The organism is Leucobacter sp. NPDC015123 (assembly GCF_043080205.1).
GTDB lineage: Bacteria > Actinomycetota > Actinomycetes > Actinomycetales > Microbacteriaceae > Leucobacter > Leucobacter aridicollis_A.
This window is the reverse complement of record NZ_JBIBVH010000001.1, coordinates 153,266-165,047: the sequence shown is the minus strand read 5'-3', so window position 1 is coordinate 165,047 and position 11,782 is coordinate 153,266. Positions and strand designations below refer to the sequence as shown.

General features: G+C 65.6%; 12 protein-coding genes. 6 read left to right on the top strand and 6 right to left on the bottom strand.

Annotated features, from left to right (window positions below; translation table 11 throughout):
• Nucleotides 1-6 precede the first annotated feature (6 nt).
• The 4 genes from ACF07D_RS00725 to ACF07D_RS00710 form a co-directional block, all read right to left on the bottom strand.
• Nucleotides 7-1,542 (bottom strand): ABC transporter substrate-binding protein, encoded by a 1,536-nt coding sequence (locus ACF07D_RS00725; RefSeq protein ID WP_391503531.1) that lies wholly within the window; start codon nt 1,540-1,542, stop codon nt 7-9.
• A 231-nt stretch (nt 1,543-1,773) separates the two neighbouring features.
• On the bottom strand, nt 1,774-2,163 hold the full coding sequence (locus tag ACF07D_RS00720) for a Fe-S oxidoreductase (protein WP_391503530.1): 390 nt from the start codon (nt 2,161-2,163) through the stop codon (nt 1,774-1,776).
• On the bottom strand, nt 2,160-3,008 hold the full coding sequence (locus ACF07D_RS00715) for an arginase family protein (RefSeq protein WP_119282922.1): 849 nt from the start codon (nt 3,006-3,008) through the stop codon (nt 2,160-2,162). Before ACF07D_RS00715 ends, ACF07D_RS00720 begins: the two co-directional genes overlap by 4 nt.
• A 52-nt stretch (nt 3,009-3,060) precedes the next feature.
• Nucleotides 3,061-3,897, bottom strand: coding sequence for a DUF3097 family protein (locus ACF07D_RS00710; protein ID WP_391503529.1), 837 nt, complete (start codon nt 3,895-3,897; stop codon nt 3,061-3,063).
• A 64-nt stretch (nt 3,898-3,961) separates the two neighbouring features.
• Here ACF07D_RS00710 and ACF07D_RS00705 point away from each other — a divergent pair, with 64 nt between their 5' ends.
• The 4 genes from ACF07D_RS00705 to ACF07D_RS00690 all read left to right on the top strand — a co-directional run bounded on the left by ACF07D_RS00705 (nt 3,962) and on the right by ACF07D_RS00690 (nt 8,160).
• Nucleotides 3,962-5,032, top strand: a complete 1,071-nt coding sequence (locus ACF07D_RS00705; RefSeq protein ID WP_391503528.1) for an enoyl-CoA hydratase/isomerase family protein — start codon at nt 3,962-3,964, stop codon at nt 5,030-5,032.
• Nucleotides 5,033-5,089: 57 nt separating this feature from the next.
• Nucleotides 5,090-6,628, top strand: coding sequence for a PLP-dependent aminotransferase family protein (locus ACF07D_RS00700; protein WP_391503527.1), 1,539 nt, complete (start codon nt 5,090-5,092; stop codon nt 6,626-6,628).
• Nucleotides 6,629-6,710: 82 nt separating this feature from the next.
• Complete coding sequence (locus tag ACF07D_RS00695; protein WP_119282926.1) at nt 6,711-7,388, top strand: metal-dependent transcriptional regulator; 678 nt, start codon at nt 6,711-6,713, stop codon at nt 7,386-7,388.
• 130 nt (nt 7,389-7,518) lie between these two features.
• Nucleotides 7,519-8,160: an asparagine synthase gene (locus tag ACF07D_RS00690; protein WP_119282927.1), complete on the top strand. Its 642-nt coding sequence runs from the start codon at nt 7,519-7,521 to the stop codon at nt 8,158-8,160.
• A 9-nt stretch (nt 8,161-8,169) separates the two neighbouring features.
• On the opposite strand, the gene ACF07D_RS00685 is transcribed toward ACF07D_RS00690, so the two are convergent.
• Nucleotides 8,170-8,499 (bottom strand): GNAT family N-acetyltransferase, encoded by a 330-nt coding sequence (locus ACF07D_RS00685; protein WP_391503526.1) that lies wholly within the window; start codon nt 8,497-8,499, stop codon nt 8,170-8,172.
• Between the two features lie 31 nt (nt 8,500-8,530).
• Between ACF07D_RS00685 and ACF07D_RS00680 the strand changes: the two genes are divergently transcribed.
• Both ACF07D_RS00680 and ACF07D_RS00675 read left to right on the top strand, forming a co-directional pair.
• Nucleotides 8,531-9,037, top strand: coding sequence for a hypothetical protein (locus tag ACF07D_RS00680; RefSeq protein WP_391503525.1), 507 nt, complete (start codon nt 8,531-8,533; stop codon nt 9,035-9,037).
• Between the two features lie 150 nt (nt 9,038-9,187).
• On the top strand, nt 9,188-10,666 hold the full coding sequence (locus tag ACF07D_RS00675; protein ID WP_391503524.1) for an MDR family MFS transporter: 1,479 nt from the start codon (nt 9,188-9,190) through the stop codon (nt 10,664-10,666).
• A 111-nt stretch (nt 10,667-10,777) separates the two neighbouring features.
• Here the strand turns inward: ACF07D_RS00675 and ACF07D_RS00670 are convergent, their stop codons facing one another.
• On the bottom strand, nt 10,778-11,728 hold the full coding sequence (locus tag ACF07D_RS00670; RefSeq protein WP_391503523.1) for a winged helix-turn-helix transcriptional regulator: 951 nt from the start codon (nt 11,726-11,728) through the stop codon (nt 10,778-10,780).
• Nucleotides 11,729-11,782 lie beyond the last annotated feature (54 nt).

Here is an 11,782-nt window from a genome sequence, read left to right as displayed (position 1 = left end):
GACTCGCTACTCGTCGATCGAGACTCCGGCGAGGCTGACTCGGGCGTTGGTGTTCACGCTCGGGAAACCAGTGACCTTCGTGCTGATGACATTTGTTGGGGTGTAGTTGAAGAGCCACTTCGCGGGAGCGTCGTCCGCGATAACGCGAGCTGCGTCCTCGAGAAGCTTCGCTTCGGCGTCCACGTCGGTACTTGCGAGCGACTCGGCGTACAGGCGCTGCACCTCTGGGCTGTCATAGCCGAAGTAGTAGTCAGGGTTCGCGTAGTTGCCGAGGTCGCGCGCCTCTGCGTGATCAACATAGCTGAGGTCAAAGTCGTGGTTCGAGTAGACGTCGTTCAACCACGTCGGGAACTCAACAGGTTTCACCTTTGCCGAAACGCCGACCTCGGCGAGCTGGCTTGTCACCATGTCGAGCGCTGCGGTGTCGTAGAAGTTCGGCGACGTGATTGTGAGGCTGAGGTTGGACTGGCCGGCCTCTGCGAGGAGCGCACGCGCAGCCTCGGGGTCGTAGGCGTTCACATTGGTGAGATCGACATATCCGGGCTCAAGCTTTGTGATGGGGCTGCCGAGCTGCACAGCGTCGCCGTTTTGCGACGCGACCAGGGCTTCGCCGTTGATTGCCATGCTGAGCGCCTTGCGCACACGCGGGTCGTCGAAGGGGGCACGGGCGCTGTTGTACGCGAGCGTAAAGACATCGGCGCTGTCTGCACGAACCATCTCGAAGTTCGCGTTGCCCTCGAACTCGGCGCGTAGCGGCGAGAGCAGGGCCGTGTGCACGTCAATGTCGCCGTCCTTCAACGCGTTCACTGCGGCGCGGCCCTCGGGGAAGAACCTGAAAGTTGCGCGGTCTACGAGTGCTGGCTCGCCCCAGTAGTCAGCGTACTTGTCAAGCGTGATGCTGTCGCCCTGCTTCCACCTGGTGAACGTGAACGGGCCGGTGCCGTTGGCAGAGTTTTGGAGGCCGTCGGTCGAACCGCCTTCGAGAATGACGCCGGCCGAGCCTGCGAGCTCCCAAAGCAGCCGCGAGTTTGGCTGTTCGAGCACGATGCTCACGGTGTTGGCGTCGACCTTCTCGACGTTCGCGGCGAACCCGACCGAGTCGGTCGTGAGTGCCGTCGAAAGCGAGGAGACAACGTCGTCGGCAGTGAGTTCGGCACCCGAGTGGAAGGTGACGCCCGAGCGCAGCGTGAACGTGTATTCGAGCCCATCAGAGCTGACCTCGGGCATCTCTGTCGCGAGAACAGGAACGATGTCGGCGATGCTGCCTGCCTCGATGCCAACGAGGCCCTGGTAGACGTTGTCGATGAGGACCTGGCCGGTTGCGACGCCTGCGTCGTTTCTCACATCGAGGCTCGTCGGCTCGAGAACCAGCCCGACAGCGAGCTCTTTTCGCGAATCGCCGTCGGCAGTCGGGCGGGTGAGTGCGAAGTACGCGGCGACGGCGGCGATAAGGCCGACAAGGATGATGACGCCGATGACGATGGGCGTCTTTGAGCGCGTGCGCTTCGTGTACGTCGGCGACTGCGGGTTCGACTCACTCACGGTGACTCCTCGGGTCGATCTGCTCTGCAGATAGGGCTGTATGGGAGCCTGCGTTAGCTCATGGCGAACGCAGACGGGATCAGCGCGGGCGTGGTGCGCACTGAACGCCTGCGCTTCGCTGCGCGGGTGTCGAGGATCGAGACTACGCTGGGCGCACTCGAAGTTGCGTAGCGACGACGACCTTGTTGCAGTGTTGTTACGAACCGCGCGGTCGGTTCCTGCCCGCGGAGGCTAGCGGATGTAACCGCCGTCGCGAAGCCCCGCCTCGACCTCGAACCTGTTGACGAGCGGGTCGCGGCCGGCGAGGAAGTACAGCAGTGGCATCGCGAGGCCATAGCGGCGCCACTGACTGCGGTGGACCTGCTCGTGCCTGAGGATTGCTGGGCTGACATTCGCGTCGGTGAGATAGCAAGCCCCGACGCAGCTGCCGCCTCTGCCAAACGTCCAGCGCGGCATGCCACGAAACACCCACAGCCCGTCGATGCGCTCGACGGCTCCCGTCGACCAGATGCTGCCCCAAATGAAGCCGACGGCAGTGGCGTAGGCGTACCCGAACCATGCGAACGGGAGATTGCGCCGCGCGCTCGGGCGCGAAACCGCCTCTTGGGCGTCACCTGTCACTTGCTGCCGCCTGACACGAGGGCGGCGAGCAAGCGCAAGACCGTCGGAGAGTCGTCTGAGGCGATGTCTGAAGTGGCTGGCGCGAACTCGCAGATCGCGGCACCCGCGAGTGACGCCTCGGCGACGGCAGCGCGCACGGCAGCGGCGAGATCGGCGACTGCGAGGCCGAACGGCACGGGGGAGTGCACGGCCGAGAACTCGGCAGGGTCAAGTACATCGAGGTCGATGTGTACGTAGACGCTCGTCGCCCCAACCTCGGCGAGCCAGCCGCTCACTGCCTCGGCGGGGCCCTCGGACGAAGCTGCGAGGCGGCGGATGCCGAGCTCGTCGATCGCATGCATTTCTTCAGGATCGACCTCGCGCGCGCCAACAAGAAGCACGCGGCTCGGCGCGACAGGATGCGTGGCGTTCAGGTCCGCTATGCCGAGGCCGAGCGCGTGCCTCAGCGCCATCCCTGAGGCGGCGCCAGAGGGCGACGTGCTCGGATGCTGCAGATCTGGGTGCGCATCGAACCAGATCACGGCGACGTCAGGGTCGCGCTCGACTGCGCGGTCGAGGCCGGCGAGCGTTGAGGCGCAATCGCCGCCGAGCGTGATTGCTGGCTCCTCTGCCGTGCGCAAGATCTCGCGGGCCGCGTCGCGGGCAGCGACAACCGAGCTCAATCGTGCGACTGGCGTCCCGAGCGCATCGCCCGCCTGCTGCGGCACGGCAACGTCGAAGCGCGCCGCTGGCGGCAGGTCCTCCCTGAGGTGTGCCGCACCGTCAGTGATCAGCATCGCGCGCGAGGACGAGGAGCCCTGCCATTCGGGCATCAACAAAAAGATCGATTTGGTCGGCTCAGCCATCGCACCCACCCTTAGCTATGTGATTCCCTCAGCCTACGCCGGTGTAGCTGAGTCAGTGCCCGACAGATACAAAATCGATGAGTTCCTCGACGCGGCCGACGAGCTGGGGCTCGAGGTCGCGGAAGTTTCGCACTCTGCCCCTGATTCGCTGCCACGCTTCGGCCGTGTCGGCGAGGTCTTCAGACGGCCACCCGAGCGCGCGGCAGATGCCCGTCTTCCAGTCAATGCCGCGCGGAATCTTCGGCCACACGGTGAGCCCAAGCCGTTCGGGCTTCACCGCCTCCCAGATATCGATGTAGGGGTGACCAACGATTCTGACGTGTTCTCCGTGCGGCCCTCGCGCGATGGCCTCTGCGATCCTCGTCTCTTTCGAGCCCGTGACAAGGTGGTCAAGCAGCACGCCCGCTCGGCGCCCCGGGCCCGGCTTGAACTCGGCGAGCACCTGCTCGAGATGATCTGCGCCGTCGAGTAGCTCGACAACGATTCCCTCAATACGCAGGTCGTCGCCCCAGACCTGCTCAACGAGCTCGGCGTCATGCTTGCCCTCGACAAAAATTCGGCTCGGCATTGCGACACGGGCCCGCTCGAGCGGCGCCGCGAACGATCCAGACGCGGTGCGCCGGCGCGCTTGGGACTTCTTCGGCGGAACAAACTTCACGGGCTTGCCATCGACGAGGAACGCGTCTGACAGCGGAAACCCGCGCACCGCGCCATCGAAGTCTTCAAGCTTCAGCACGCCGTCGCGAGCGTCAACGACTGCGCCGCAGAACTCGGTCAGGCTGTGCTCGACGACGAGACCCTTCGTAAGCTCCACCTCGGCGCGCTCTACTGGCCCGCGGCGTGGCTTCATCCGGGCGATGGGGTCGTTGTCGTAACGGTTGTCGAACACGACACTGAGCCTAGCGAACGCGGGCCGCCGTGCGCCGCAGATACTGGGCTGCTACCGTGGCGATATGAACGCTGAAGTTTCTGAACCGCTCATCCTTGTTGCCCGCGAAGGCGCGGTCACGCGAGTGACGCTCAACCGTCCGAGGGCGATCAACGCACTCAACACCGAGATGTTTGCAGGGCTTGACGCCGCGCTTGACGCAGCCGCAGGCTCTGCCGCCATCGTGCTTGACGGCGCGGGGGAGCGTGGCTTCTGCGGGGGTGGGGACATCAAACAGATCGCATTTGGCGGCGACCCGAGGGCGCTGTTCGGCGCCGAGTACCGGGTGGACAACCGCATCAGCGCGTCCCCTGTCCCTGTTGTCGCGCTCATGGACGGCATCGCAATGGGCGGCGGCATCGGGCTTGGCGGCCACGCCGCGTTCCGCGTGGTCACCGAACGCTCGAAGCTTGCGATGCCCGAAGCGCGCATTGGGATCATGCCCGACGTCGGCGGACACTTCCTGCTTGCGCGGGCGCCGGGAAGGCTCGGCGAGTACCTCGCGATCACCGCGAACGAGATGGGTCCTGCCGATGCGATCGCGCTTGGATTTGCAGACACCCTCGTTCGCAGCGACAGGCTTGACGACCTGCGGGCTGCGCTTGCCGCAAGCGGCGATCCGGCTGCGACGCTCGCCGAGTTTGCCGAGCCGGTACCCGACGCGCCGCTCCTGGCCGTGCGCGAATGGTTTGATCCCATCGCCGACGCGGCGCTCACGAGCGTCGACGCGGTGGCGGACCCTGTCGGAGCGACCGTGGCACTGATTCAGGCGCTTGAGGCGAGCCCGCTGCCCATCGCGGCCGAGACCGCGGCACTCGTTCGCGGCATGTGTCCGGTCTCGCTCGTCGTGAGCGTCGCGCAGATTGCGCGGACGAGGGCCGAGGGTCTCACCGTCGCCGAGGTACTGGAAGACGATTACCGCATCGTGCCCAGGCTCGCTGTGTTGCCAAACTTCGCTGAGGGCGTGCGTGCGCAGCTCGTCGACAAAGACCGCAACCCGAAGTGGGTGCCCGCGCGAGTCGAGGACGTCAACCGTGACGAGATCGCCGCGATCCTTGCGCCCCACGACGCTGGGCAGTCTGGCCTCGGCCTGTAGCGGGCGGGAGCTGGCTGCGACGCGATCTGGGCCGCGCGGCCGAGCTACCCTAGTGGAATGACAGTGGAGCACGATCGGTCAGCTCGACCGGGCGGCCGTGGGCGGCCCCCGCGAGGGGCCCCCAGGGAGGTCCCCGTTGAGCTCGACCGCGAACTCGAGACGCCACTGCCTGTGCAGCTCGCGGCCGCGCTTCGCGAGGCAATCGACGCTGGGACGCTGCGGCCTGCAGAGGCAGTTCCGGCGACCCGTGAGCTCGCCCGCCGAATCGGCGTGGCGCGCGGCGTCGTCGTCGCGTCCTACGAGCAGCTCATCGCAGAGGGCTACCTCGTCGCGACTCACGGGCGCGGCACCGCCGTGAACCCGCAGCTTGAACGCATGTCTGCCCCCGCTGGCGGGCGAAGCGACGCGCAAGGCGCGAGATCCGGATCGGCGCCCGGCGTTTCAAGCAATCGGAATGCCACCGGCACCCCTGGCGCGGACGACGGAGTGCTCGGCCGCGCCCCGCTCGCTCCAGGCGAGCCGATCCCGAGCGCGATCAACAGCCCGGCGTGGCGTGCTGCCTGGCGGGAAGCGGCGGCTCGGGCCCACGTCGTCGCCCCGGCGCTCGGAGACGACAGGCTGCGCGCCGAAATCGCAGACCACCTGCGCAGAATGCGCGCCACGGCGCGGTCCGCGGGAGACGTCATTGTGACCGCAGGTACACGCGAGGGGCTGGGCCTGCTGCTCACCGCACTCGGCACGACGCGCGGGCGCGGCCTTGTTGTGGGCGTCGAAGATCCCGGTCTGCCCTCGCTGCGCGGCGTCGCTGCCCGCCACGGCGCCCGCATCGTCGCACTCCCTACAGATAGCGCGGGGCTCGACACCGCGCGCCTCCCCGAGGGTGTGCTCGACCTCGTCATCGTCACGCCGAGCCACCAGTACCCGCTCGGCGGCTCCCTTCCGCTGGTCCGCAGGCGAGAGCTGCTCGACTGGGCGGGGCGGGGCGGCGTTGTGGTCGTTGAAGACGACTTCGACTCAGAGCTTCGCTTTACAGGCAGCCCGCTCCCGACGCTCGCCGCTCTTGACGACGACGTGGCCGGCTCAGTCGTGCTGCTTGGTACGTTCTCCCGCACCGTCGCGCCATCGTTGTCTGCTGGCTACATGCTTGCCCCCGCAGGGATCCGCGCGCTTGTTGAACCGGTGCGCAGAGAACTCGGCGGCCCCGTGTCGTCGGTCGTGCAGGTCGCCCTCGCGCACTACCTCGCAACGGGGGAGCTGCGCAGGCACACCGCTCGCTTGCTTCGCCGCTACGCCGAGCGCCGTGACCTTGTTTCGGAGCGGCTCGCCGGGACACACGGGGTGCGCGTCAGGCCGATGGACGGCGGTCTGCACGCAGTCATCGAGTTCGTTGGGCAAGACCCCGCGGACCTGCGGGACAGGGAGGAGGCGGTTGTACGGCTCACCCGCAGAGCCGGGCTCGGCGCTGAACCACTCGGCGGATATTGGCAGCGCAACGGCGCGGGAATGGCTGGGCTCGTGATCGGGCTCGGCGGGCCAGACGATGTCGCATTTGACGAGGCGCTGCGCTCGCTCGCCGCGGTGTTGAGGGAAGCCTAGCCGCCAGGCGGCACCGAAAGGGGGCGGCGCTTATCGCACATCAGCCTGTGGGTGCTCGAACGTGACGCGGTACGCTTGTCGGGTGAGCGTTGACAACATCACTGCGAGTATGCAGAACTACCTCAAAGTGATCTGGAGCCTGGCCGAATGGTCAGATACCCCGATTACGAATTCGGCGATCGCAGAGTCGGCTGGGGTGCGTCTCTCCACAGTGTCTGATGCGCTTCGTAAGCTCGCCGACTCCGGTCTCATCGACCACCAGCGCTACGGCACCGTCACCCTCACCGACGAGGGGCGTGAGCTCGCCGTCGTCATGACTCGCAGGCACCGGCTCCTCGAGACCTTCCTCGTTCGCGTGCTCGACTACTCGTGGGACGAGGTGCACGACGAGGCCGACAGGCTCGAGCACGCAGTCTCCGACGAGATGGTGAATCGGATCGACCGCGTACTCGACTACCCGACCCGAGACCCGCATGGCGACCCGATCCCGAGCGCGGACGGCCTCGTACACAGGCCAGCGGCCCAGTTGCTTACCGACATCGCCGCGCCGTGCCGTGTGCGCGTCGAGCGGATCTCTGACGCCGACCCAGAGATGCTCCAGTACTTCGCGTCCCGCGGCATCATCGTCGACGCCGAACTTGCGTTGCTCGAGGGCGAGCCGTACTCCGAGACGACAGCTGTCGAGGTGAACGGATCGGGCACGCATGTGCTGCTCGGCAAGGCCGCCTCAGATTCGGTCTGGGCCTCACCCCTCGTGTGAGGCATGCCGCCACAGGCGTGCTTTGGCTGTGCCAATTGGGGCACCCCTCACTGATACGTTTCGTAAAGGAATGCTTCCCCGCGCACGGCGATACGAGATAATAGGAAAAGTGTCTTGAGAGGAGGCGGAGTTGGGCTGGTTTTCCAAGCGTAAGCGGCAGGCGCAGCCGCCGCGCCGCCTCCCGAAGCGCGTGCTCGCACCCGTTGAAGAAATTGTTGAGCAGGGCCTGCTCGTTGCCGACGTCGCCGTGCGCATGACCGTGAAGAACGCGATCATTATGAACGCGCTCAAAGAACACGCGGACTACGACGAGGCCCAGATCTTTGAGATGGTACGTGACTCGCTGAACGAGCTCGCCGCCGAGCGCGAGCGCGACGCGAGACATATCTCGCGGGTCAGGGGTGAGATCAAAGACACAGGCCGCAGCTCGTGGAGTGAGACCGAGTACGGCAACAGCGACAGCCGCACGCTGCGGCACCGGCAAGAGGTGTACGAGCAGGTCGCGGCCGAGCTTCGGGCTCGAACCGAAAACGATGAGTACCTGCGGGCGACCGTCGAGCGGGCGCGCGGGCTCGCGTGGTCTGAGATTGGCGACTCGCTCAAAGAGCGCGCGAGCCATCCGTACTACAGCGGTGGGCACGACGATGACTACAAGGACCATCGCGACGAGCGCATTCAGCAGCTCATCGAGAAGGATCTCACGTCGCTCATCAAGCAGCAGAGCCCGAAAGCGAGCCTCAAGGACCGGATCAGGCTCAAGAGCTCGAAGTAGCCGGCTCCGTTACTCAGACGTGTTGAGTAGTTCGGGGTGCTTCGCGAGGTAGCCCTCGATGAACCAGCACGACGCCTCGACGGTGTGTGCCTGCGCGACTTCCGAGCTGAGGGCGCGCCTGGCAAGAAGGCCAGAGAGCCCGGTGCCTCGCAGCGAGTCATCGACAAGGGTGTGGTCGAAATCGACGACACCCTCGCGCGGGAACGAATAGTGAGCCTCGCCAACGAGTTTCGGGCCAGACTCGTCCGCGCGATAGATCGCGAACCGCTGCGCCTCGGGCTCATGGGTGATCGTAATGCCGGCCTCAGCCGCGTCTGCCTCAGTCAGGTATCTCGCCATGCTCGTAGCTTAACCCCGTTATCCTGAAAGGGTGCGAGCAAGATTTCTTCTAGGGGCGGCGGTCGTCGCTGTGCTCGCGCTCACGGGATGTTCGGCCCCGGAACCCGAGCCCGAGGAGCTGACAGTGTCGGCCGCAGGGGCCCGCTATCTCGATGCGGTGTGCCCAGTGAACCAGGTCTGGGACAACGTTGACGCAGCGCTCGACCGGCTCCGCCTGGCCGTCGCCCGCGGTGATTCGGCTGACACCGGCCCCATTATTGTCGAACTTGAGACGCTGCAGAAGAGCTCGGCTGCCGCTGCGGAACGCCTCACTGATCCGGCTGTCGCATGGCCCGACAAAGCCGAGGCGGCGGTTGCCGCAGTCGCCGAGACACTTGAGGCTGACGCGCAGCAGGCAGCGGAGGTCGCTGGGCTCGACGCCGACGCAATCGCCGGGTACTCATGGGAGGGCGGCGGAACGATCGCTGGCGCGGCTGCAGATACGCGCGCCGCGCTCGGGCTTCCGGCCGATGCCGGAGCGGCCTGCGCCGAACGCTAGGCGCCTACTGGGTCCCTAGCGGGAACACTGGTTTTTAGGGCTCGCGGGCACTGCGATGGGGTGCGATGCTCTGAGATACCAACTGTTCGCCCGCATTTGAGTCTCTGTGGGTGTGTTCGGTGGCCGCAACGGGCGTAGAATATCCCTCCTATGCCAACTTCAGACGACGCTTCAGAATTCACCGAACCTCACGACCCCGCAGAGCGTGCATTCGGTCCACGCGAGCGCCTTGCAATCTGGCTTCTCCTCGGATCGGCGTTCGTCGTGATCCTCAACGAGACGATCATGGGCGTTGCGCTCCCAGAACTCATGCATACCCTCGGCATCTCCGCGTCGGAAGGACAGTGGCTGACGACCGCGTTCTTGCTCACCATGAGTGTCGTGATCCCGATCACGGGCATGCTTATTCAGCGAGTACCAACGCGGGCGCTCTTTATTGCCGCAATGTCGCTCTTCAGCGTCGGCACACTCGTCGCCGCGCTCGCGCCCGGCCTCTCGATGCTTCTTGTCGGCCGCGTCGTCCAGGCCTGTGGCACGGCGATCATGATGCCGCTGCTGATGACCACGGTCGTGACGCTCGTTCCCGCAGGCCAGCGCGGGCGAATCATGGGCCGAATCTCCATTGTGATGTCTGTCGCGCCAGCGCTCGGCCCGACAGTTTCGGGCATGATCCTCGAGGTGCTGAGCTGGCGTTGGCTCTTCCTCATCGTGCTTCCAATTGCTGTCGTCGCGCTCGTGTTGGGCGGGGCGAGGATGCCAAACGTTGGCGTGCGGAAGCGCACCACGATTGACGTGCTCTCCGTAGCGTTGTCGGTGCTGGGCTTTGGTGGGCTCGTATTCGGGCTGAGCGAGATCGGCAGTGCTGCGAACGGAAACGCGCTTGTTCCGCCAGCGATCCCAGCAGGGGTCGGTGCGGTCGCGCTCGCGCTCTTCATCTGGCGCCAGCTCGCACTGCAGCGCGCTGACAGGGCGCTACTCGACCTGCGGACCTTCAAGAGCCGCCCGTACGCGCTCTCCGTGATCCTGATCGCCTGTGCGGCGATGGCGCTGTTCGGTTCGCTCATCCTCGTGCCGATCTACGCGCAGAATGTGCTGGGACTTACGCCGCTGCAGACAGGCTTGCTCTTGCTGCCAGGCGGCCTGCTCATGGGCCTGCTTGGCCCGGTCGTCGGGCGAATCATTGACGCCAAGGGCATCAGGCCGATGCTCATCCCAGGCACGATCATCACGGCCCTCGCACTGCTCAGCATGGGACTGTTCACTGAAACAACGACAGTCTGGCAAGTACTTGCAACCCACCTCGTGCTCAGCGTCGGACTCGCTGGAGTGTTTACGCCGCTGTTCTCTGTCTCGCTCGGATCGCTACCAGTCGAGCTCGCCTCCCACGGTAGTGCGATGCTCTCGACGGTGCAGCAGGTCGCCGGTGCTGCAGGCACGGCGCTCTTCGTCACCGTGATGACCCTCATCTCGGTGTCCTGGGCAGGGGGCGACCCGGCCGCGGTTGACGCTGAGGCGCTCGCTCACGGCACGCGTGTCGCGTTCATCATCGGCGGTGTGATCGCCTCGCTCGGCGCGATCGTGGCCCTGTTTGTGCGTGAGGCAGAAGCCGAGCAGCGCTCGGTCGCGTAGACATCGCGGAGCTGCGGTCCGCTGCGCTTGGCCCGAGTATCGCGGGCCGAGCGCAGCTACGCTGTCCGGCCGCCAGGCTTCCTGCTCGAAGGGCGGGGAGGACACCTGGAGCTAGGCGCCAGACAGGTCGACCTCATGACCACGAACGGTGGCTCGGCAATGGTCGCACACAAACACGCCACGGAACTCGTCGCCACACGTTTTGTGAGTGCGCTTCAATACCGCGTCGTCTGCTGGGCTGCGCCACCGCTCGGACCAGTCAACTACCACAGCAAGCACGGGGAACAGGTCGCTACCCTTTCGTGTGAGACGGTACTCCGACCAGTCCGGCCTATCCGTCAGCTGTACCTGTTCGAGGATCTCGCGGTCGCAAAGTGCTGCAAGCCGCTCGCTCAGCACGATCGGTGGTGGCCCGAGGAACGCCTCGAAGTCGCGGAACCTGCGCACGCCTGCGAACGCTGCGGCAACGATGACCGCTGACCACCGATTGCCAAAGACAGTCATTGTGTCGGGGTAGAACGCTGACGACTCGGTCCGCCCTCCGCGAGTGGCGCGCCGACGAGTCTGTGCGCCTGGAGTTGACCGGGCCCAGCCTCCGGCGGGGCCCCATGACAGGGAAACGTTCTCGGGGCAGGCTTCTTCGCCGCATGAATGGCAGCAGTAGATAGGTGACATTTCCTTGCCGCACGTCAAGTGGCGGATCGGGGGAGTTGCATAGCTGTGTGAAGTCACCCACCTGCGCTCCCACGTCCAGATTGCGAGTAGAAGCTGCCAAATCGAGGAACCCTTGGGGGTGAGAAGGTACTCCGACCGCGCTGGCCGGGCTTGATAGATGTGGCGCTCGAGGAGGCCCTCGTCGACGAGCCGTTCAAGCCTTCCGCTGAGCACCGCGTGAGATATTGGCATGCGATCGCGAAAATCTGAGTATCGCGTCGCGCCTGAGAGCGCCACACGGAGCAGAAGCAAAGTCCATTCGTCGCCGAGCAGACCGAAAGTGACACCCAGGCTGTTTGGCTCGAGCGTTCCCGATTTCGAAGCACTACTGCTGGCCGTGTGGGTCATGGCTTTAGGTTACCGCCAGGGGTGCGGCGCGTACTAGAGGGATGGACCTGCGCG